Below are 23591 nucleotides of genomic sequence, written 5' to 3'. Positions count from 1 at the left end.
TTATGTTTTAGTCATCATCTTCTTCAGCACGTTCTAGTAATTTATCGTTAAAGTTTTTCGTTCCTTTGGCGCCCAATTTTCTAATGCTTTCAACTTTTCTAATTAAATTGCCAGTACCTGTAAGTTTTTTCATTGTACCATCATAAGAACCTTGCACCGTCTTTAATTGGTTTCCCACTTTAATTAAATCATCAGTTAAGTTCACAAACTGATCATACAATCTGCCAGCTTGTAATGCAATTTCAATAGCGTTTCGTTGTTGTTTTTCATTATTCCACATACTATCAATGGTGCGTAAAGTTGCCAAAAGAGTAGTAGGAGTCACAATTACAATATTCTTTTCAAAAGCCTTGTTATATAATTGATTGTCGTTATTTAAAGCCACAGCAAACGCCGGTTCAATTGGTATAAAAAGCAACACAAAATCTGGAGAATCTATTTTGTAAATATCTTCATATTTTTTATCGCTTAATTGCTCAATATGTCTTTTTAAAGAATTAACATGTTCTTTAATAAAATGTGCTTTTTCGGTATCATTCTCTGCATTAACATATTGCTCATAAGCCGTTAATGATACTTTTGAGTCAATAATCATTTTTTTATCATCTGGTAAGTGAATTACCACATCAGGCAAAATGCGTTTTCCTTCATCATTTATAAAACTTTGCTGAACAAAATACTCGCTATCTTTTTCTAATCCAGACTTTTCTAAAACACGTTCTAAAACTAATTCACCCCAATTACCTTGCATTTTACTGTCACCTTTTAATGCTTTTGTTAGGTTAACAGTTTCTTTACTCATTTGAAGATTTAAATCTTTTAAACCAACTATTTGTTGACGCAAAGCTGCGTGATAATCAATACTTTCTTTATGAGTTTCTTCCACCTTTTTCTCAAAAGTTTGTATTTTTTCTTGAAGTGGATTTAATATGTTTTTTAAGTTTTCTTTATTTTGTTCTGTAAATTTTGATGATTTTTCCTCTAATATTTTATTTGCTAATATTTCAAAGTCTTTAGAAAATTTTTCTTGTAATTTTTCTACTTCATTTTTATTTTCTTGTAACTTTTCTTCTAAGTTTTTAAGGTCGGAAATTTTTTGATTGTACAATAAATCAATTTCGTGCTTCTCTTTATTTAATATGCTTTTTTCTTCAACTAAAGCATTGAAATTAAAATTATTAGTTTCTTTTTCTTCAAGTAAAAGTTTATTTCTTATTTCAAGTTCCGAAGTACGTTTTTCTAAGGTATTTTTAGTGAGTAATTTACCAATAATAAAGCCTATAATTAAACAAATTAGGGCAATTAAAAAGTATAAAAAAGTTGCTGACATTTTAAATTTAATTAGTTTACTAAATTAGTATTTTTATATTTGCCATATTAACTCCTATTTAAAAAATAAGAAGGGAGATATTAACAACATTATGAGATTATTTGCAAAATTTTTTCTTATTACTATTTTAGGGTGGAAAATTGATGGATATTTTCCAAAAAATTTAAAAAAATATGTAATTATTGCTGCTCCACATACGCATTGGCAAGATTTTCCTTTAGGAATTTTAACAAAATGGATTCAGCAAGCACCTATTAATTATATTGGTAAAGCATCACTATTTAAACCTCCGTTTGGATTTATTTTTAGATGGTTAGGAGGAACTCCTGTAAATAGGAGTGAAAGCACAAATAAAGTTCAAGCAATTGTAAATGTTTTTAATGAAAAAGAAAATTTTGTTTTAGCATTATCGCCAGAAGGAACGAGAAAAAGAATTGATGAATGGAAAACGGGCTTTTACTATATAGCAAAAGGAGCTAAGGTACCAATAGTTATGGCAACCTTAGATTTTGGTAAAAAGGAAGTGAAAATTGCAGAACCGTATTATTTAACGAACTCAATGGAAAATGATTTTAATCACTTTTATAAATTTTATAGCGGTGTTAAAGGTAAAATTCCTGAGAATTTTAATTTATAAACAAAAAAAGGAACAAAATTTTGTTCCTTTTTTTATTTTCAGTTATAGTTTATCCCTTGTAAAATGGTAATTTTACTACCACTGCAGGAATTGATTTATTTCTAATTTGAATAAATATTTCTGTTCCAATTTTTGAAAATTCTTTTGCAACATAACCCATACCAATACCTTTTTTAAGCGATGGACTCATAGTTCCAGAAGTAACTTCACCAATTACATCCCCATTTTCAGTTACAATTTCATAACCGTGACGAGGAATTCCTTTGTCAGAAATTTCAAAAGCAACTAATTTTTTTGTTACACCAGTTTCTTTTTGATTTTTTATATTTTCAGAATTAATAAAGTCTTTAGTAAATTTTGTTATCCAACCTAAACCTGCTTCAATAGGCGATGTTGTATCATTTATATCATTTCCATACAAACAAAATCCCATTTCTAATCTTAAAGTATCTCTTGCTGCCAAACCAATAGGCTTAATACCAAATTTCTTACCAACTTTAAAAACTTCATTCCAAATATGTTCTGCATCTTTATTTTTAATATAAATCTCAAAACCACCAGATCCAGTATAACCAGTTGCCGAAACAAGTACATTTTCAATACCAGCAAAAGTTCCAATTGCAAAATTGTAATATTTCATATTAAATAAATCCAACTTGGTTAAAGGTTGCAGCGCTTCTGCTGCATCTGGTCCTTGAATTGCCAATAAAGAATATTCATCTGATTTATTAATCATTTCAACACCAAATTCATTGTGTTTAGAAATCCAGTTCCAATCTTTTTCAATGTTTGATGCGTTCACAACTAACATATATTCTTCATTTCCAATTCTATACACCAATAAATCATCAACAATCCCACCATCCTTATTTGGCATACAACTATACTGAATTTTGCCATCGTGTAACAAAGAAGCATCATTAGATGTGACTTTTTGAATCAATTTTAAAGCATTTTCTCCTTTTAAAAAGAATTCTCCCATATGAGAAACGTCAAAAACACCTACGCCATTCCTAACAGTTTCGTGTTCAATATTAATTCCTTCGTATTGTACTGGCATGTTGTAACCAGCAAAAGGTACCATTTTAGCCCCTAAAGATTCATGAATATGTGTTAATGCTGTATTTTTCATTTAATATAAATTTGAAACAAAAATACTAATTATTCAATAATTGAAATAGTATTAACTTACCTTTTTATTATCTTATTTATAAATTAAGTTTATGTATCAACAGTTTGTTTTGTTACTATTTATTTTAATTATATTTGAAACTAAACTAAATATTTTTCTAATGAAGTTCAAATACGTACTAATATTCTTTTTTGTAGTTTCTATAAATGCACAAAATCAGTATTTACCTGAAGATTATTTAACAAAAGATTTTCATAAAGATAGAAGAGAGGAATTAAGAAAAGTGCTATCTAAAAATAGTGTTGCAGTATTTTTTGCAAATGCTGTAAGAAACAGAGCAAATGATGTTGAATATGTGTATCATCAAGATCCAAACTTCTATTATTTAACGGGATATAAAGAGCCTCACGCATTATTAATGGTATTTAAAGAAGTGCAAAATATTCAAGGAAAAACATTTAATGAAGTATTATTTGTGCAAGAGCGAAACGAATATGCCGAAATGTGGACAGGTAAAAGGCTAGGTGTAAAAGGAGCTCAAGATAATCTAGGTTTTCAGATTGTTTTTAATGGTGGAGATTTCTCTAGCTTTGATATTGATTTTTCAAAATTCGATAAAATTTTATTTGAACAGTTTAAAAATGATGTGAGAGATACCAAAGAAACAGCGGATTTATTCGATTTAATTAAAACATTTAAAACAAAAGTTTCTTTTGATTATATTTCTGTTGAAAACACTTCTAATGATAAGATTTACAATGAAACGAAAAAGCGGATTGATACTGAATCTTTAAAAGGATTTATGGCAACATTGCGTGAAGTTAAAACGAAGGAAGAATTGGTTTTATTGAAAAAAGCAATAGAAATTTCAGCAATCGGACAGTTAGAAATGATGAAAGCAATGCACCCAAATATGTCGGAAGCGGAGGCGCAGGGTGTACACGAATTTGTATATAAAAAATATGGTGCTGAATACGAAGGTTATCCATCAATTGTTGGTGCTGGAAATAATGGATGTATTTTACATTATGTTGAAAATAATAAAACTGAAATTGGTGATTCTAATTTAATTTTAATGGATTTAGGCGCTGAATATCATGGATATACTGCCGATGTTACTAGAACTATTCCATCAAATGGGAAATTTACAACTGAGCAAAAATTAATTTATGATTTAGTATATAAAGCTCAAGAGGCTGGAATTGCTGCTTATACTATTGGAAACGGAATGCAGGAACCAAATAAAATTGCCATAAAAATTATTAATAAAGGTTTGGCAGATTTAGGAATTATTAGTTCAGAAAAATCATATCATACTTATTTTCCACATGGTACTTCGCATCATATTGGGTTAGATGTTCACGATCCAGGTAACTATAATAATTTTGAAGAAAATATGGTAGTTACTATGGAACCAGGTATTTATATTCCTGAAGGAAGTCCTTGTGATGAAAAATGGTGGGGAATTGGTATTAGAATTGAAGATGATATTTTAATTACTAAAAACGGACCAGTAAATTTATCGGTATTAGCTCCACGAACTTCAGAAGAAATTGAGGCAGCTATGCAATTACCAAGTATTTTAGATAGTTTTATATTACCAAAATTAGATTAACATATTAGCTTAAAGCTTGTTCCCAATCGGCTATTAAATCATCAATATGTTCAATTCCAACAGAAATTCTTAACAAATTATCTGGCGTTGGACTTGTTTCACCTTCAACAGATTTTCTATGTTCAACCAAACTTTCTACACCACCTAAACTAGTCGCAGTTGTAAAATAGTTAAGTTTTGTGGAGATTAAAACAGTTTCTTCTTTTGATGCTTTTATTAATACAGAAAGCATGGCGCCAAAACCATTTTTCTGTTGTTTTTTAGCTAATTTATGTTGAGGAAAACTTTCCAAACCAGGATATAAAACCTGTTCAATTTTAGGATGAGTTTCTAAATATTGCGCTAATTTTAACGCATTTTCCGTTTGTTTATGAACTCTTAAAGGTAAAGTTTGAATTCCTCTGGAAATCAACCAACAATCAAAAGGAGAAGGAACAGCTCCAGATAAAGATTGTATAGCTTTTATTTTTTGAGCAATATTTTCATCATTTACAACAACACAACCACCTAAAACATCACTATGTCCACCAAAATATTTTGTGGTTGAATGAACCACAATATCAGCTCCTAATTCTAAAGGGTTTTGAAAAACAGGAGTTGCCCAGGTGTTATCAACTGCATAAAGTATGTTGTGCTTTTTTGCAATTTTTGAAATGGCTTCAATATCACTAATTTTTAATTGAGGATTAGAAGGTGATTCTACCCAAATAAGTGAAGTATTTGATTTTACAGCTTTTTCTACAGCTTGTAAATTAGTCATATCAACTAAATCATAGGTTAAATTCCAATCTTTAAAAACTTCATCTACTAATTTTCGAATCGCAAAATAAATATCATCAGGAAGTAAAATATGACTATTGGCTTTTAAACTTTGAATTGTAGCGTGCACTGCCGCCATTCCTGATGCAAATGCAAATGCAAATTTTCCATTTTCAAGCGAAGCAATACTTTTTTCTAAAATTTTTCTATTTGGATTGTCGGTTCTAGAATACACAAAATTATTATTATAAGTCCCGTCATTATTTCTTTTGTAAGTGCTAGATAAATAAATAGGAGTGCTTATTGGTTGCGCATTTAAAAACTCATTTTTTGTGCTTTCAATGGCTAAAGTTTCAAATTTTGGTTTTGATTTCATTTAACCTTTTAATTTATAATTAAATTTCATTTCAGTCTCATTTTCAGGAGTTTCTTCAAACAAAACGTAAATATTTAATTCTGTTTCACTTATTTTTTCAAAAGTAAATTTATGAAAATAGGCTTTGTTATTTTCAATTTTAACCAATGGAGCTTCAATCATTTCATCTTTTTCTTCCCATCCTTTTAAATCGTTATGAAAATGTTTTAATCTAAAGACTAACGTTTCATTTTCTTCAGAAATAGTACATAATTCATAAAATTGAATAACATTTTCAACTACTAATTTAAATGAACCCATCATAGAATTTCCAAGTGGATTTGTCCAAACTTCCTCTGTTTTACCATCAAAAGCTTCACCAAGCCAATAACCTGCAATCCAAGATACCTGTTGAATATTGGCTTTTACCGGTTGTTTTGAAACGTCAAATTTCAAGGTATTTTGCGAAAATAAATTAACTGAAACAATACAAAATAAGAAAGCTAGATAATTTTTCATAAAATGATATTTATCTAGCTAATCTACTATTTTTATTTTAAAATTTATTAATTACGGTTTCAATAAAAATTGTTTTAATTCTTCGTAATTAGAAATTTTAACAGAAACCTTTTTCTTATTGATTACTTCTTGAATTTGTGGAGGGAATTCAATAGTTGTATTTAAAACTGGCTCCACAACATCTAAAAATTTAACCGGATGCGCAGTTTCTAAAAATATGCCTTGCGCTTTTTTCTTTTTAAAATATTTTTTCAACCCTAAATAACCAACTGCTCCATGAGGATCGGCAATATAACCCGATTTTTTATTGATTTTAACCATCGCTTTTTTAGTTTCTTTATCCGTAAAAGAATACGATGTTAAATGTTGTTTTAATAAAGTATCATCATTTTTATAAATTTCCTGAATTCTTACAAAATTACTGGGATCTCCAACATCCATAGCGTTGGAAATAGTTTGTTGTGAGGGTTTTGGCGTGTAAACACCAGTTTCTAAGTAATTTGGAACAATATCATTAATATTTGTAGCTGCAATAAATTGTTTTACAGGCAAGCCTAATTGTTGCGCCATTATTCCGGCGCAAATGTTTCCAAAATTTCCACTTGGAATTGAAAAAACCACTTTTCTTCGCTTATTTTGTAATTGTTTGTAGGCAATAAAAAAGTAAAACATTTGAGGTAACCAACGAGCAACATTTATAGAATTTGCAGAAGTTAAATTTTTTACTGAAGTTATTTCAGTATCTAAAAATGCTGTTTTTACCATTGCTTGGCAATCATCAAAAGTTCCATCAACTTCTAACGCTTTAATGTTTTTCCCTAAAGATGTTAATTGTTTTTCTTGAACTTCACTTACTTTTCCGCTTGGGTATAAAATAACAACATCTATACCTTCAACACCTAAAAATCCGCTAGCTACTGCGCCTCCAGTATCACCAGAAGTTGCAACTAAAACAGTAACTTTAGCACTATTTTTATCTTTATTAAAATACCCAAAACAACGTGCCATAAAGCGCGCTCCAACATCTTTAAAAGCCATTGTTGGTCCATGAAATAATTCTAATGTTGAAATGTTTTTTTCAATTTCAACTACTGGAAAATCAAAAACCAATGTTTCAGCAATAATTTTTTTTAATTCCTTTTCAGGAATTTCATCACCAACAAATTGTTTAATAACTTCATATGCAATTTCATTATTGGTGAAATATTCAATATGATTGAAAAATTCTTTTGCTAATGGTGTAATACTTTCAGGGAAATATAATCCTTTATCCGGAGCTAAACCTTTAATTACGGCATCTTTAAAAGATACGTTTGGTGCTTTTTTATTTAAACTATAATAGTTCATTTTTATTTAATTTTATAAGTCATTCTGAATTGTTTCAGAATCTCAACGTGCTAATTTATACCATTGATGAGAACCTGAAACAAGTTCAGGCTGACGTTAATTTATATTTTTATAATATTTTTATTCCTTGTTTATTTACTTTTGATACATGAATATCATAATCAATTCCAACTTTTTCATAAACCGATTTCATTGCTTCCGCAACTTTTTTAGCGGTTGCTTCACCTTTACTTAAAGCAAAAATTGATGGGCCAGAACCAGAAATACCACATCCTAAAGCTCCTGCATTCAATGATTGTTGCTTAACAGCATCAAAAGCTGGAATTAATATAGAACGAATTGGTTCAATAATATGATCTTCTAACGATCGCCCAATTAAATCGTAATCTTCTGTATATAAGCCACTTATTAATCCACCAACATTTCCCCATTGTTTTATGGCATCTTTTAAAGAAACGGTGGTTTTGAGTATTTCACGCGCATCAGAAGTTTTTACTTCAATTTGCGGATGAATTACAGTTGCAAATAATTCATTTGGTGTATGAATGCTAATTATATCCAATGGTTGATAGCTTCTAACCAACGTAAATCCGCCAAAAAGGGCAGGAGCAACATTATCCGCGTGTGGCACGCCAGTTGCTAAACACTCACCTTCCATAGCAAAACGTACTAAATCTGTTGTATTAAAAGGTTTGCCAAGCAATTCATTAATTGCCCAAACAGCACCAGCAGAACTCGCTGCACTACTACCAATTCCACTTCCCGGTTTTATACGTTTGTTAATTTCAATTTCAAAACCAAACTCACTATTTGTTTCAGAAAGTAGCGCTAAAGCAGCAACTCCAGCAACATTTTTATGTGTTTCTAATGGTAAATTTTGTCCAATTATTTTTGTGATTGTTACTCCTTTTTTAGCAACTTTCTTAATAATCATTTCATCACCAACAGTGTCTAAAGCCAATCCTAGCACATCAAAACCACAAGAAACATTGGCAATAGTAGCGGGAGCAAATATTTTTAATTGTTCCATAGTTTAATTGTTTCCAATTCTAATAATATCTGCAAATAAACCTGACGCAGTTACATCTGCACCAGCACCAGCACCTTTAATTATTAATGGTTGTTTGCTATATCTTTCAGTAAAAAATAATACAATATTATCGCTTCCATCTAAATTATAAAACGGATGATTTGAAGGAATTTCTTGTAAACCAACATTTGCAGTTCCATTATCAAATTCAGCAACAAATTTTAATCTACAATTATTAGCAGCTGCTTTTTGTTGAATTTTATTAAAATGATCCGCTTCGGTTTTTAAAGTTTCCATAAAATCTTGTACCGATTTAGCATCTAATGAAGGTTTTGGTAAAAAGGAATTATTTTTAATATCCTCTAATTCTAATCTTGTTCCGCTTTCTCTAGCTAAAATTAAAATTTTTCGCATTACATCAACTCCGCTTAAATCTATTCGTGGATCTGGTTCTGTATAACCTTCAACTCCAGCTTGTTTTACAACATCGTAAAATGCAGAATCTTCATTAAAATTATTAAATATAAAGTTTAAGCTACCAGACAGAACTGCTTGTATTTTAGTTACTTTATCTCCAGAGGCAATTAAATTTTTAAGAGTGTCTATTATTGGCAATCCAGCTCCAACATTTGTTTCAAATAAGAATGGAGCGTTGTACTCACGCGCCAATTGTTTTAACTTTTGATAATTAGAGTAATTAGAAGAACAAGCAATTTTATTACAAGTTACAACCGCAACACTTTGCTTTAAATAGTTAGCATATAATTTAGATATATTTTCATTGGCAGTATTATCAACAAAAATGCTGTTTCTTAAATTTAGTTCAGTAACTTTATTATGAAAACCTTCCATATTTAAAGGTTCACCTTTATCTAAAGCACTTTTCCATTTTTCTAAATCGATTCCATCTTCATTAAAAACCATTTTTTTAGAATTAGTTAAAGCAATCACCCGTACGTGAACTTTTAAGTTCTCTAATAAATAATTCTGTTGTTTTCTAATTTGTTCAATTAATTTACCTCCAACATTACCAACACCAACCACAAATAAGTTTAATTGTTTAGTTTGATCTTCAAAAAATGCTGCGTGCAACGCGTTTAAAGCTTTTTTTATGTCTTTATGAGAAATAACAGCAGATATGTTTTTTTCTGAAGCGCCTTGAGCGATTGCTCTAATATTTACATTGTTTCTACCTAAAGTGCTAAACATTTTCCCACTAATTCCTTGGTGACTTTTCATATTGTCTCCAACCAATGCAATAATAGCATTATTCTTTTCAATTACTAATTCATCAACTTTATGATGTTCCATTTCGTAGCTAAATTCATCATCTATAGCTTCTTTCGCTTTTTCAACATCATTATTACTTATGGCAATACAAATAGAATGTTCTGATGAAGCTTGCGTAATTAAAGAAACATTAATTTTATGTTCAGAAAGCGCTCCAAATAGTCGTTTTGAGAAACCAGGAATTCCAACCATTCCGCTACCTTCTAAAGTTATTAATGCCATATTTTCTATATGACTTATTCCTTTAATTGGGTTGTTATTACTAGAAACTTTTGTAATTAAAGTACCTTCTGCATTGGCATCAAATGTATTTTTAATACACACTGGAATTTCCTTTTTTAAAACAGGTTGAATTGTAGGCGGATATAATACTTTTGCTCCAAAATGCGACAATTCCATAGCTTCTTGATATGAAATGTTTTTTATAGGAAATGCCTCTTTCACTATTTTCGGATTTGCTGTAAACATACCGCTAACATCTGTCCAAATTTCTAATATAGTGGCGTTTACAGCTGCCGCAAAAATAGCAGCAGTATAATCCGATCCACCACGACCTAACGTTGAATTTTCTCCATTTTCTGTGGAAGCTACAAAACCAGGCAAAACAACTATTTTATGTTTATTGTTTTTAAAGAACTCTGTTATAGCAGAATTTGTTTTATCAAATTTTACAACCGCATTTGAGAAATTTTCATTTGTAATAATTAATTCTTGTGAATTTTTTAAAACAGTATCTAAACCGTTGTTTTTTAGAGCTTCGGAAATAATATATGAAGATAATAATTCTCCAAAACTCACAATTTTATCGGATGTTTTTGACGATAATTCATTAATTAAAAATACACCTTCTAGGGTATTTTCTAATTTATTCAGCATTTTTTTTACAGTTCCTAAAACACCACTTTGATTATTTACAGGAATTAATTCTCTAGTAACTTGTAGGTGCTTATCTTCAATTAGTTTAAAGGTTTCAATGTAGTTTACATCGTTTTTACAAGCTAAATTTCCGGCTTCTAACAATAAATCTGTAACGCCACCTAAAGCAGAGACTACTAATGCAATGTTATTTTTATACGAACTATCTTTAACTATATTTATTACTTTATTGATATTTTCAGAAGAAGCAACCGATGAGCCTCCAAATTTTAATACTTTCATCTTATTTTATTTATGAATAGAAATTTATTGATTGCAATTAAATCGTATAAATTTCGTGATTTTAAACTGATTATTTTTTAATAATATTCCTTGCTTCATTTTTTAATGAAAACGAATATATAAACGGTGATATAAATAGATAGAACCCCTAAAGGGTTGTTGTAGTTGTAGTTGTAGTAGTAGCAATAATAAAATCACACACAATTTGTGTGTTTAATAAATTAATATTTGATTTTTTGTTTTGCATATTACAAATTTACTTGTTTTTTTAAAACAGCAATCTTTTACTTTAATTTTTATTGAAATTTTATTTTTATAACAATACAACTAAATTCTAACCAATATTTTACTGTACTTTTTGCGAATAATAAAAAACTCCGAAATAAATTCCGGAGTTGTTGTATTAATCTATATCTATAATCACTTGATTTTTTAATAAATCCTCAAATGTCTCTACTTTTCTTATTAAATAGTCTTTTCCATTATAAACCAAAACTTCTGCCGGTTTATAGCGCGAGTTGTAATTAGACGACATGGAGAAACAATACGCTCCTGCATTATTAAAACATAAAACATCACCTTCTCTTATTTCGCTAATTCTTCTGTTGCTTCCAAAAGTATCTGTTTCACAAATATAACCAACAACGGAATAATATCGCTCTCTACCTTCTGGGTTTGAAATATTGTGAATATGATGATGACTATCATACATCATTGGACGAATTAAATGGTTAAAACCACTATCAATACTTGCAAATACTGTGGATGTTGTTTGTTTTACAACGTTTACATGGGCTAAAAATGAACCTGCTTCACTCACTAAAAATTTTCCTGGTTCAAACATTAAGGTCAAATCTCTCCCGTATTCTTTGCAAAATTTATTGAATCTTTTTGATAAACGCTCTCCTAATTCTTCAATATTGGTTGAAATATCTCCTTCTTTATAAGGCACTTTAAAACCACTTCCTAAGTCAATAAATTCAAGATCTTTAAAATCTTTAGCAGTGTTTAAAATTATTTCAGTTGCTGCTAAAAACACATCAATATCTAAAATATCAGAACCTGTGTGTGTATGAATTCCATTAATAATCATTCCCGTATTATCAACAACTCTATTTATTAAAGGTAATTGATGAATAGAAATTCCAAATTTAGAATCTATATGACCCACTGAAATTTTATGATTTCCACCAGCCATAATATGTGGATTTATACGAATACAAACCGGAATGTTAGGGTAGTGGTTTCCAAATTGCTCTAAAATTGAAATATTATCTATATTAATTTGAACACCAAATTTAGCTACTTCCTCAATTTCCTGTAACGAAACTCCGTTTGGAGTAAAAATTATATTTTCTGGAGCAAATCCTGCTTCTAAGCCTAATTTTACTTCTTGAATAGAAACTGTATCAATCCCTGAATTTAGCTTTTTAAAAAACTTTAGAACACTAACATTTGAGTTTGCTTTAACTGCATAATTTAGTTTTAAACTTTTTACACTTGCAAATGCATTTGTAATTCTGTTGTATTGCAATGCAATTTTATCTGCATCATATACATACAAAGGGCTTCCGTATTTTTCCGAAAGAGCTAATAATAATTGATTATCCATTCATTCTATAATTTGAGAATTCAAAAGTATGAAACCAATTGAATATTAAAAATATAATTTTTAAAAATAACAATATTTAACAAGTTGTTAAATAATTTAAGTATACGAATCTAATTTTAAAAGAATTGAGTCGTCCTAAAATAGGTTGACGATTATAAAAAAAATTAAAAAGCCCCAAAACTTTATGAATTGGAGCTTTTTTTAAGTTAAAAACTAAATTACTTATTTTACATTTTTAGCAGTAAGTTCAGCAATTTTTACAACTACATCAGTAGCTAATTGTAAAGATTCTGCCGCTACATATTCATATCTTCCGTGGAAATTATGACCACCTGCAAAAATATTTGGACAAGGCAACCCTTTATAGGAAAGTTGAGAACCATCTGTACCACCACGAATTGCTTTAATTAACGGTTTAATATTTAACTGTTTCATTGCTTCTTCAGCAATATCAACAATATGCATTACTGGTTCAATTTTTTCACGCATATTAAAGTATTGATCTTTAATTTCAACTTCAACTATGTTTGAACCTAGTTTCTTATTTAAATCATCAGCAACTTTTTGAAAAGTTACTTTTCTTTCTTCAAATAATTTTAAATCGTGATCTCTAATAATGTATTCTAAGGTAGTTTTTTCAACTTCACCTTCCATAGTATGTAAGTGAAAAAATCCTTCATAACCTTCTGTTTCTTGAGGAATTTCATTTTTTGGTAAACCAGCAATAAAATCATTTGCAATTAACATGGAGTTAATCATTTTACCTTTTGCATAACCAGGATGTACAATTTTTCCGTTAATTGTAACTTTAGCTCCGGCTGCATTAAAATTTTCATATTCTAACTCACCAACCTGACTTCCGTCCATTGTATATGCCCATTCTGCACCAAATTTTTCAACATCAAACATATGCGCTCCTTTACCAACTTCTTCATCTGGAGTAAAACCAATTCTTATTTTACCATGTTTAATTTCAGGATGTTGAATTAAATATTCCATTGCAGAAATAATTTCCGTAACACCAGCTTTGTCATCAGCACCTAATAGGGTTGTACCATCGGTTGTAATTAAGGTTTGACCTTTATATAACAATAAATCATCAAAATAACTTGGTGATAAAACAATATTTTGTTCCTTATTTAAAACAATATCTTTTCCGTCATAATTAGGGTGAAATTGTGGATTTACATTTGTTCCGGTATAATCTGGACTCGTATCAATATGAGCGATAAAACCAATTACAGGAACTTTAAAATCTACATTAGATGGTAAAGTTGCCATAATGTAGCAGTTATCATCCAACGTAATATCTTGCATTCCAATTTCTTTTAAATCTTCTACCAAAATTTTGGCTAAATCCCATTGTTTTTCGGTACTTGGAAAAGCAGGATTTTCTGGATCTGATTGTGTATCAACTTTAATATATTTTACGAAGCGATCTATTATTTTTTGCATTATTTATATTTTTTTATCAAAAGTAAGTATTCAAATATGTATTTACAATGTATATTTCTTAAATTATTGTAAAAATTCAATTTTTTCTAATATCGATATTGATTCGCAAATACGTTCATCAACTTTTAAATCGCCATAAATTTCTACAGATGCTGAAAAATATGCCATTTCAGATTTTTTTGCAATAATATTAAATTGATGATATGGGAATCCATTTTTTTCACCTTCTACTATATACCAAAAGGTTGGTAATTTCATAAAAGTAGTGGTTCCATATTTAGTTTTTTTGAAATTATTTTGAATAATAATTGAATCTGTTTTTTGATAGAAATCGCTATCAAAATTTACAGTTCCTAAAGCGTAGGAAGTATTTAAAATATAGGTTTCTGTAAGTTGTTTTGTGGTATCTGCAGTAAATATTTCCGATTGAGTCTCGGAATAGTATTTATTTGTTTTCCAATTAGTTGGAATATGCAACTTAAAGTTGTTTTTAAAATCTAAATATGTCTTTAAATTCTTTAATTCTACAGAATTACAATTAAACTCTTTACTTAATTCCGATTGTTTTTTACAACTTACAATAACAATAATCAATAAAAAAAGCAGGTAAAATTTCTTCATTTTTTTGTGAAATTATTTGATAGTCATTTTAGCAATAACTTCTTCGCCAGAGAGCCAAGCAGTATTTTTATTTACAATTCTAATAGTATAAAAACCTTCATCACTTACTTTTTCCCAATTTTCACCAGCATTATTTGAATAAAATATTCCGTTAGTTGAGACTGCAAAAAGTTCCTTTCCATCAGTCTCAGGAACGTATTGTACACAACTAATATATTGAGGCTCTTTGTTTTCAGCAACAACTTTCCAAGTTCTTCCACCATCTTTTGTAATTGCTTTATTTGCGGAATTTCCAAATTTATTGGTGTAATCTCCACCGCAAATAATTCCTTCGTATTCATTAGCAAAAGCTACAGAATAAATACCTGTAGTTGGTTGTCCCTGAATTATTGGAGTGTCATAAACTTTCCAAGTTAAACCCATATCTGAACTATGAAAAACACGTGCTTTTAAACCTCCTGTTACAATCCATGCATTTTCTCCAACAATTGCAATATTTGTATTGCTGGCAGCAAATGCTGCTTCACCTTCTTCAATTTTTGGCAAATCTTCACAATTTATTTTCCCCCAAGTGTTTCCGCCATCACGGGTTATTAAAATAGAAAGGCAATTATCAGTTGGATCTCCCATTGCAATACCATTTAATTCATCAAAAAACTGCATAGAATCGTAAAAAACTTTTTCATTTTGTTCTTTATAAACAATTTCAATTTTATTGTTTTTATATTGATATAACAATGCCGGATTTCCAACATTTAAAGCATACACAGCTTCTTTGGTATAAGCCAATGCTCTAAAATGTGGGATAATTGTGTCGGTTATAATTTTTTGAGTTCCTTTTAATTTTCCCGAACCGGAAATAACTCCTAAATCTCCTATAGAACTCGCATAAACTACTGTTGAATCGTTCACAATTTCAATGGCTCGTATACTTGTGCTATCCATTTTAAATTTTTCTATTGTAACGGTAACAGTTTCTCTAGAGATATAGGATTTTTCGCAAGAAATTAATAAAATTAAGGCTAAAAATAGAATGGCTTTTAGTTTCATTTTTTAATGTTTGGTATACAAAAGTAATTAAAAATATGTGGATGCTTTAGACTTTTACTTTTTTGTTTTTCATCTGAAAATGAGGTATAAAAAATGGTTAATAAGATAATTTAATAAAGTGTACATTTGCAGCCTTATAAATTACAAAGTATGTCAACATTTTTAGAATTAGGAGTAAAAAAGGAGTTTGTAACAGCGTTAAAAGAGCTTGGTATTAAAAAACCAACAGAAATTCAGGAAAAAACCATTCCAATTTTGTTAAAATCTAAAACCGATTTTATTGGTTTAGCACAAACTGGAACAGGAAAAACGGCAGCGTTTGGAATTCCATTGTTACAAGCAATCAATCCTGATTCTCCTTATATTCAAGGACTTATTTTAGCGCCAACGAGAGAATTAGTACAACAAATTAAAAAACAGCTTTTTAAATTTACAAAATTTGCTGATAAGAAAATTTTTGTTGAAGGTGTTTATGGTGGTGAAAAAATAGAAAAACAGTTAAGTTCATTAAAAAGAACTACACATATTATTGTAGCAACTCCAGGCCGATTAATAGATTTAATAGAAAGGGGAGAAGTTGATTTAAAAAAAATAAATACTTTAATTTTAGATGAAGCCGATGAAATGTTAAATATGGGCTTTAAACTAGATTTAAATAGAATTTTGAAATACACTAGTGGCTCCAGAAATACTTGGTTATTTTCAGCAACAATGCCAGATGAAATTCAACGTATTATTAAAACATATATAGATGCTGATGCTCCAAAAATAGCTGTTAATAAAAATTCCATTGTAAATGCGAAAATTACGCATCAATTTATTCAAACAGATATTAAAGATAAAGCAGATTTAATTATAAAACTTTTAGAACGAAGACAATCTGATAGAGGGATTATTTTTTGTCGTACAAAAGCAGGAACCCAAAGTTTAACGGCTTCATTAAAAGAAGAAGGTTTTTCTGTAGAAGCTTTAGAGGGTGATATGCAACAAAAAGAACGCGATAAAGTAATGCGTGCTTTTAAAAATGGTAGTTTACAAGTTTTAATTTCAACAGATGTTTCTGCTAGAGGAATTGATGTGAATAACCTTGCTTTTATTATTCATCATCAATTACCAGAGCAAATAGAATATTATACACATAGAAGTGGAAGAACTGCCAGAGCTGGAAAAACTGGGTTTTCAATTGCACTTATTTTACCAAATGAAATAAATAGAATTCAAGAAATTCAAAAGGAGTTAGGTATTAAATTTATGCAAATTACTATTTAATTTAGTATTTGGGTGAATAAATTTATTAATGGTTGATTTACATTATTGGGATCAGGTAAAGTTCCATAGCCCTTGTAAATTCCAAATGAATCTTCGTGATATGCATGATATGTAAAGTGAATATTATATTCTTTTGCCAAATCAACCATATCTTTTACAAACTGTAAACCTCCTTTATCATTTTCAAAACAAGGTGCTCCAGCTCCAAATTCTCCCATAAATAATATCGTTTTATTTTCTGCAGCCCAATCAACATTTTTCTTTAAAATTGAAGCTAAATATGCTTTGTTTCTCACTAAAATTGGAGACTCTGTTGTGCTAAAATCAATTCTAAGTTTGCACGCTGCGTTTGTTGCAACGTTGTTTCCTTTCATCCAACCTGAAATTTGATAATAGTAATTCTTTTTTGGAATAAAGTGATGCTTTGAACTGCTTAAATTACAATCATCAGTAGCATTTGAAATAAACAAACATTTTAAATCATTATGTCCTTCACTTTCTTTTAAACCTACTGTTCCTGAATCATTTGCACTCCAATAATACCAGCCATCAATAGTATTTAAATTGATGTCAAAAACATTTTTTGTAAAAGTGCCATTTTCATCATATTCTTTAATATTAATATCATCAAAGAATACAGTACCATTAACAGAAGCTCCAATTAATGCGGGTTGTGCAATTTTAATTTTATCATCGGTTATTTTATATTTAATGCCTTCAAAATAATTCCAGCCAGAGTTTCCATATGAAATTGTTGGGTTGTTGAATGTTGCTGTATACCATTGAGAGCCAGAAGTCTCTATGGTATTTTCATCAGGATATTTTCCACCATCACCTAATTTAGCAAATTCAAGTAATTGATGTGTATATGAAAGCGGATCGTATCCATGAAATTCATAAATTATATTTCCTCCTGTTACATTTGGAAAATTTAAATTTTCATTGGGTACAAAATTTCCTTTTACATAAATTGCTTTTTCAATAAAAATTAAATGATTTTTATTAACTGTTCTTATTTCAGTAATAATTTTTTGAGCTAAATTGCTCCATTGTTCAATAGAACTTGTTGGTACAGGCTCATTTACAAGTCCAAATCCAGCAATTGTAGGTTCGTATTTATATTTATTTGCAATTTCCTTCCATAAAGCTGCCAATCTGTTTTGATTTTCAACAATATTCCAAAGCGCATCTCCAGTTCCTTGAGATTGATACCCGCCTTGTGGAGCGTGCATATTTAAAATTAAATAAATGTTATTTTGTTTGGCCCATTGTATATTTTTATCCAACCAATCCCAACCAGATTGTTTATAGATGTATGGACTTGTATCATCTTCAAAAAATCGGTAATTTAAATAAAACCTAACAGCATTCATTCCCATTGCTTTTACACGTTGATAATCAATTTCACTGTGGTGAGTTTCAGGTGGGATAGGCGCATTAGACCAAATTTCATTTCCAAAGGCAACACCTTGTAAATAAACAGGTTGTTTGTTAAAATCTACAAGTTTATTATTTGATATTTGAAGTAAATTGTTGTTCACTTCTTCTTGAGTTGATGAAATAGAATTTTCATTGTCATTTTTAGTGCACGAGCTAAAAATTAGCAGAATAAAAATCCAATATTTTAAAGATAAAAACTTCATTGATTATAAATTTCAATAAAATTATTTAAAATTTAGTTACGATTTAATATATACCAAGAAAATATTTTTTAGTAAATATTAGGTAAAAGCCTATAATTCGTCGTATTTTTACACGCTACAATTAAAATCAAAAATGTGTCTGTAAGAACAACTGAATTAGAAGAAAGAAAAACGGGAAAAGATTTATATAGCTACCAAAAAGAAGCTATTGATAAAATTTTTAAACGTTTTGATGAAGCCAGAGAAGATTATCACCTATTATTTCAATTACCAACTGGAGGAGGAAAAACTGTAATTTTCTCTGAAATTGTTAGGCAATATCTTAAAAATCATAATAAAAAAGTTTTAATACTAACTCACAGAATTGAATTATGTAAGCAAACTTCAAAAATGCTTACTGAATTTGAGGTTGAAAATAAAGTGATTCATAGTAAAGCTAATTTAGATGATCAACATTTATACAAGTGTTTTGTAGCTATGGTTGAAACGCTAAATAATAGATTAAATGATAATAAATTAGATATTTCTGATGTTGGTTTGGTAATTATTGATGAGGCACATTATAATTCGTTTACCAAAATTTTTAAATTCTTTTCAAAAGCATTCTTTTTAGGTGTTACAGCAACTCCATTGAGTTCTAACATTCAACTTCCAATGAATGATAATTATGAAGAATTAATTGTTGGAGAATCTATAGAATCATTAATTGAAAATAATTTTTTATCACGAGCAATACCTTATTCTTATAACGTAGGACTAACTTCGTTGGTTGTTGGTGCAAATGGAGATTATACGGTAAAATCCTCGGACGATTTATATACCAATAATGAAATGTTGGGAAAACTTGTTGAAGCTTATGAAGAGCGTTCTAAAGGTAAAAAAACCTTAATTTTTAATAATGGAATTAACACTTCGCTTAATGTGTATCACACCTTTAGAGCTGCAGGATATGAAATTGCACATTTAGATAATACTTCGCCTAGAAAAGAAAGAGAGCTTATATTACGTTGGTTTAAAAAAACACCGAATGCTATTTTAACATCCGTTAGTATTTTAACAACTGGTTTTGATGAACCAACTGTTGATACTATTATTTTAAACAGAGCAACACGATCTTTAACACTATATTACCAAATGATTGGTAGAGGATCGCGTATTTTAAAAGAAAAAACAACCTTTAATGTGATAGATTTAGGTAACAATTTTCACAGATTTGGAATGTGGGGATCTAATTTAAATTGGCAAAAAATATTTAAATCGCCTAATTATTATTTAGATAATTTAATAAATGATGAAGAATTAGAAAATAATTTTAGATATGAAATGCCTCCAGAACTTAGAGTGCAATTTTCTAAGTCTAAAGATGTTTATTTTGATATTAAAAGCACGTATGTTGAAGCTATTCAAGGAGGAGAATCCTCAAAGGAAGTACTAAAACTCTCCATTGAACAGCACGCAAAAATTTGTGTAGAAAATAGTGAAGATGTGTACGATGCTTTAATTTTAATGAATCAATTAGGAGATGACATTGAATATAGAATTCAACAATATATTAGATGTATATGTAAAAGTACTAAAAGTTTTATTGATTGGCTAAATGAAGATTATAGAAAAAAATTAAGAGCTTATCTTCTAGAAAATTTTGATACCGTTTTTGAAGAAATTAATGGATATCCTCCGGAAGATTAAAAATATTTAATTTGATAAATGAACCAATTGTTTTAATAAAAAAATAATTGGTTTTTTTATTTTTTAAACAAATAAAATACAATTTAATAGAACTCGTTTAATGTCCAATCAAAATAAGTTTTCAGTTATAAATCCAAGTAAGGTTCCGTTTTTTTATGGATATATAGTTTTAATTTTTGGAACCATAGGAGTTTGGTTTAGTATGCCTGGGCAAACAGTTGGAGTTTCAGTATTTACAGACCCCGTAAAAGATGCTTTAGGCCTTTCAAGAAATCAGTTTAGTAATGCCTATATGATTGGCACCTTTTTAAGTTCATTAGTTTTAGGAAATGCTGGAAAATGGTTTGATAAATATGGAGCAAGGTATGTAGCATTTTTTGCTGCAATTTTATTAGGATTTTCATTATTGCTTTGTTCAGTTTCAGTACAAATAAGTGCTTTTATACAAGAAACCTTAGCTATTAGATCTTGGATAATTCCTTTTAGTGTAATAACAGTTCTTTTCTTTTTTATACGTTTTAGTGGGCAAGGAGTGTTAACAATGGCCTCTAGAAATATGATAATGATGTGGTTTCATAAAAATAGGGGGAAGGTAAATTCTATTACAAGTATCGCTGTTTCATTAGGGTTTTCATCATCTCCTTTATTTTTAAATGTATTAATAAATGATAATGGATGGGAAGTTACTTGGCAAATTTTGGCATTTAGCTTGCTTATTTTTAGTGTATTTATAGTACAGTTTTATAGAAATAAACCTGAAAACTTCAACTTATTACCAGATGGAATTTCTAATTTAAATGAGGACAATGATCTACATGTTGAAATTGAAAAACAATTTACACTAAAAGAAGCAAAAGGAATAAGAGCCTTTTGGATGTATGGTTTAATTTTAAGTTTTAACAGTTTTTTTATTACGGGTTTTACATTTCACATTGTGTCCATTTTTGGAGTACATAATTACACGCAAAACCAAGCCATTGCTATATTTATTCCAATTTCAATAATTTCAATAATTGTTTCAACTATATTTAATATTTTAAGTGATTATTTAAAACATCAATTATATTTGTTTATAATGATTTTGAGTGGGATAATTGCAGCCTTCGGATTACTTTTTTTATCATTACCATTTGGTGTTTATTTTCTTATAATTGGTTTAGGATTTATGGGAGGAATGTTTGCTGTGTTAAATGCTGTAACTTGGCCTCGTTTTTTTGGAAGAAACAATTTAGGAGCAATAACTGGTAAAATTATGAGCATGTTAGTTTTAGCAAGTGCCATTGCTCCAAGCATATTTAGCTTTAGCTTTAGTAATTTAGGATCTTACAAATATGTAGGATATATTTCTATAGCTTTTTTAATGTTTTTATTAGTTGGTTCTGTAAAAGCAAAAAACCCACAATAATAAAACCATTATACAATTAATTTAAATACTGACATGTTTATTTTTAAAGCATGTTTTTTAATAAATAACACTCAACATAAAAAGTCATGAATTGATATTTTTTTTGAGTTATATTTGCAGCTTGAAGCATAGGCTTATGATGAAAAACAATACCAATAAGGTAAGTGAAGAGCAATTAGAAAGTTGTATTGCTATATTGGAAAAATTAGTAGGAGATACCAATCAACTTTTCGAACTTTCTGATGAAAAACGTGTAGCATTATTAAAAGCTGCAGGTTTATTAACACGTCCAGATCGTGATGAGTTTTCACGAAGAAAGAAAGATGCTAAAAAAGCTGAAAAAAGAAAAATGATTGCTCGCGATAGACACGCAAGGAAAGAAACAGGGATTAGAAGCGCAAGAGAAGCAAGTGTTTTTGTTGCTCCATTAATGATAGATTTAACTGGAACTAAAGAAGAAAAAGAGTTAGAATCACCAAGAAATTGTTATGTGTGTAAGGCTGAATTCACAAAATTGCACCATTTTTATGATACCATGTGTAAAGATTGTGGTGATTTCAATTACGCTAAACGTTTCCAAACAGCCGATTTAACTGATCAAGTTGCAATAATTACAGGTTCTCGTTTAAAAATTGGTTACCATATTACATTAATGTTATTGCGAGCAGGAGCAACCGTTGTGGCAACAACACGTTTTCCTGTAGATTCCGCTTTACGATTTTCACAAGAAGATGATTATAGTAAATGGAAAGATCGTTTAAAAATTCACGGCCTAGATTTACGACATATTCCAAGTGTTGAAATTTTCTGTAACTACATTGAACAACAATACGATAGATTAGATATTTTAATTAATAATGCGGCTCAAACTGTGAGAAGACCTGCTGGATTTTTTCATCATTTAATGGGAAAGGAAGAAATGCCTTATAAAAGTTTGCCAAAATCTGCACAACACTTATTATCAAACCATTTTGAATGTTTAAATGAACTGAAAACGTTAACAAGTGGTGCTTCTGCAAATAAAAACATGCCGGTAACTTGGCACGGAGTTGAACCCGGAATTGGCTTAAGAGCTTCGGCTAAATTATCTCAAATTCCTTATAGTTTTGATAATTCGTTGGCTACAAATGAAGTTTTTCCAGAAGGTCAGTTAGATGCTGATTTACAACAAGTTGATTTGCGAAAAACCAACAGTTGGCGCTTAAAGATAGGAGAAATTGAAACTACCGAAATGGTTGAAGTTCAATTAGTTAATTCTATTGCGCCATTTGTGCTATGCAACAGGTTGGCAGAATTAATGAAAAAGGAAAATACGGGTGTTAAACACATAATAAATGTTTCTGCAATGGAAGGAAAATTTCATAGATTTAGAAAACAAGACCGTCATCCGCATACCAATATGGCAAAAGCTGCTCTAAATATGTTAACACATACTTCCGCATCTACTTTGGCAAATTTTGGAATTTATATGAACGCTGTTGATACTGGTTGGGTTACAGATGAAGATCCTGTAGATTTATCGAAACATAAAGTTGAAGTACACGATTTTCAACCTCCGTTAGATATTGTTGACGGAGCTGCGCGCGTTATGGATCCGTTAATTGATGGAATTAATACAGGAAAACATTGGTGTGGAAAATTTTTAAAAGACTATAAACCAATAGATTGGTAAAAT

General features: G+C 29.5%; 18 protein-coding genes. 6 read left to right on the top strand and 12 right to left on the bottom strand.

What is annotated here, in order from left to right; translation table 11 throughout:
• Nucleotides 1-7: 7 nt before the first annotated feature.
• Nucleotides 8-1330: a DNA recombination protein RmuC gene (rmuC, locus tag JEY78_RS13695; protein ID WP_291852504.1), complete on the bottom strand. Its 1323-nt coding sequence runs from the start codon at nt 1328-1330 to the stop codon at nt 8-10.
• A gap of 91 nt (nt 1331-1421) precedes the next feature.
• Here rmuC and JEY78_RS13690 point away from each other — a divergent pair, with 91 nt between their 5' ends.
• The gene (locus JEY78_RS13690) at nt 1422-1967 is read left to right on the top strand and encodes a 1-acyl-sn-glycerol-3-phosphate acyltransferase (protein WP_291852498.1); all 546 of its coding nucleotides are present in this window, start codon (nt 1422-1424) and stop codon (nt 1965-1967) included.
• Nucleotides 1968-2016: 49 nt separating this feature from the next.
• On the opposite strand, the gene gcvT is transcribed toward JEY78_RS13690, so the two are convergent.
• Nucleotides 2017-3099 carry a glycine cleavage system aminomethyltransferase GcvT gene (gene gcvT, locus JEY78_RS13685; RefSeq protein ID WP_291852495.1) on the bottom strand — a complete coding sequence of 361 codons (1083 nt, stop codon included), beginning with the start codon at nt 3097-3099 and terminating at the stop codon, nt 2017-2019.
• Nucleotides 3100-3259: 160 nt separating this feature from the next.
• Between gcvT and JEY78_RS13680 the strand changes: the two genes are divergently transcribed.
• Nucleotides 3260-4714 (top strand): aminopeptidase P N-terminal domain-containing protein, encoded by a 1455-nt coding sequence (locus JEY78_RS13680; RefSeq protein ID WP_291852492.1) that lies wholly within the window; start codon nt 3260-3262, stop codon nt 4712-4714.
• Between the two features lie 4 nt (nt 4715-4718).
• Here the strand turns inward: JEY78_RS13680 and JEY78_RS13675 are convergent, their stop codons facing one another.
• The 9 genes from JEY78_RS13675 to JEY78_RS13635 all read right to left on the bottom strand — a co-directional run bounded on the left by JEY78_RS13675 (nt 4719) and on the right by JEY78_RS13635 (nt 15910).
• Entirely contained in the window at nt 4719-5849 is a 1131-nt protein-coding gene (locus JEY78_RS13675) for an aminotransferase class I/II-fold pyridoxal phosphate-dependent enzyme (RefSeq protein WP_291852489.1), read from the bottom strand.
• Nucleotides 5850-6347, bottom strand: coding sequence for a DUF6265 family protein (locus JEY78_RS13670; protein ID WP_291852485.1), 498 nt, complete (start codon nt 6345-6347; stop codon nt 5850-5852).
• Nucleotides 6348-6398: 51 nt separating this feature from the next.
• Nucleotides 6399-7694 carry a threonine synthase gene (thrC, locus tag JEY78_RS13665; RefSeq protein WP_291852482.1) on the bottom strand — a complete coding sequence of 432 codons (1296 nt, stop codon included), beginning with the start codon at nt 7692-7694 and terminating at the stop codon, nt 6399-6401.
• Between the two features lie 109 nt (nt 7695-7803).
• On the bottom strand, nt 7804-8724 hold the full coding sequence (locus JEY78_RS13660) for a homoserine kinase (RefSeq protein ID WP_291852479.1): 921 nt from the start codon (nt 8722-8724) through the stop codon (nt 7804-7806).
• Nucleotides 8725-8727: 3 nt separating this feature from the next.
• Nucleotides 8728-11172, bottom strand: a complete 2445-nt coding sequence (gene thrA, locus JEY78_RS13655) for a bifunctional aspartate kinase/homoserine dehydrogenase I (protein ID WP_291852477.1) — start codon at nt 11170-11172, stop codon at nt 8728-8730.
• Nucleotides 11173-11575: 403 nt separating this feature from the next.
• Nucleotides 11576-12784 carry a diaminopimelate decarboxylase gene (gene lysA, locus JEY78_RS13650; RefSeq protein ID WP_291852474.1) on the bottom strand — a complete coding sequence of 403 codons (1209 nt, stop codon included), beginning with the start codon at nt 12782-12784 and terminating at the stop codon, nt 11576-11578.
• Between the two features lie 222 nt (nt 12785-13006).
• A complete protein-coding gene (pepT, locus tag JEY78_RS13645) occupies nt 13007-14239 on the bottom strand; it encodes a peptidase T (RefSeq protein WP_291852471.1) in 1233 nt (410 codons plus the stop codon).
• 63 nt (nt 14240-14302) lie between these two features.
• The gene (locus JEY78_RS13640; protein ID WP_291852468.1) at nt 14303-14860 is read right to left on the bottom strand and encodes a hypothetical protein; all 558 of its coding nucleotides are present in this window, start codon (nt 14858-14860) and stop codon (nt 14303-14305) included.
• Nucleotides 14861-14872: 12 nt separating this feature from the next.
• Complete coding sequence (locus tag JEY78_RS13635; protein WP_291852465.1) at nt 14873-15910, bottom strand: oxidoreductase; 1038 nt, start codon at nt 15908-15910, stop codon at nt 14873-14875.
• A 150-nt stretch (nt 15911-16060) separates the two neighbouring features.
• Here JEY78_RS13635 and JEY78_RS13630 point away from each other — a divergent pair, with 150 nt between their 5' ends.
• Nucleotides 16061-17179: a DEAD/DEAH box helicase gene (locus JEY78_RS13630; RefSeq protein ID WP_291852461.1), complete on the top strand. Its 1119-nt coding sequence runs from the start codon at nt 16061-16063 to the stop codon at nt 17177-17179.
• Here JEY78_RS13630 and JEY78_RS13625 read toward each other — a convergent pair.
• On the bottom strand, nt 17176-18822 hold the full coding sequence (locus JEY78_RS13625; protein ID WP_291852458.1) for a cellulase family glycosylhydrolase: 1647 nt from the start codon (nt 18820-18822) through the stop codon (nt 17176-17178). The two genes, JEY78_RS13630 and JEY78_RS13625, sit on opposite strands and share 4 nt — an antisense overlap.
• A gap of 135 nt (nt 18823-18957) precedes the next feature.
• On the opposite strand from JEY78_RS13625, the gene JEY78_RS13620 reads away from it, so the two are divergent.
• From JEY78_RS13620 to JEY78_RS13610, 3 genes are all read left to right on the top strand, one after another.
• Nucleotides 18958-20511, top strand: a complete 1554-nt coding sequence (locus tag JEY78_RS13620) for a DEAD/DEAH box helicase (RefSeq protein ID WP_291852457.1) — start codon at nt 18958-18960, stop codon at nt 20509-20511.
• A 100-nt stretch (nt 20512-20611) separates the two neighbouring features.
• Nucleotides 20612-21916, top strand: coding sequence for a nitrate/nitrite transporter (locus JEY78_RS13615; RefSeq protein WP_291852455.1), 1305 nt, complete (start codon nt 20612-20614; stop codon nt 21914-21916).
• A 136-nt stretch (nt 21917-22052) separates the two neighbouring features.
• The gene (locus JEY78_RS13610) at nt 22053-23588 is read left to right on the top strand and encodes an SDR family oxidoreductase (RefSeq protein WP_291852453.1); all 1536 of its coding nucleotides are present in this window, start codon (nt 22053-22055) and stop codon (nt 23586-23588) included.
• Nucleotides 23589-23591: the final 3 nt, after the last annotated feature.

Source organism: Lutibacter sp., assembly GCF_016342705.1.
Classification (GTDB): Bacteria; Bacteroidota; Bacteroidia; order Flavobacteriales; family Flavobacteriaceae; genus Lutibacter.
Note: the sequence above shows the minus strand (reverse complement) of the source record. Positions and strands in the feature narration are given on the sequence as shown.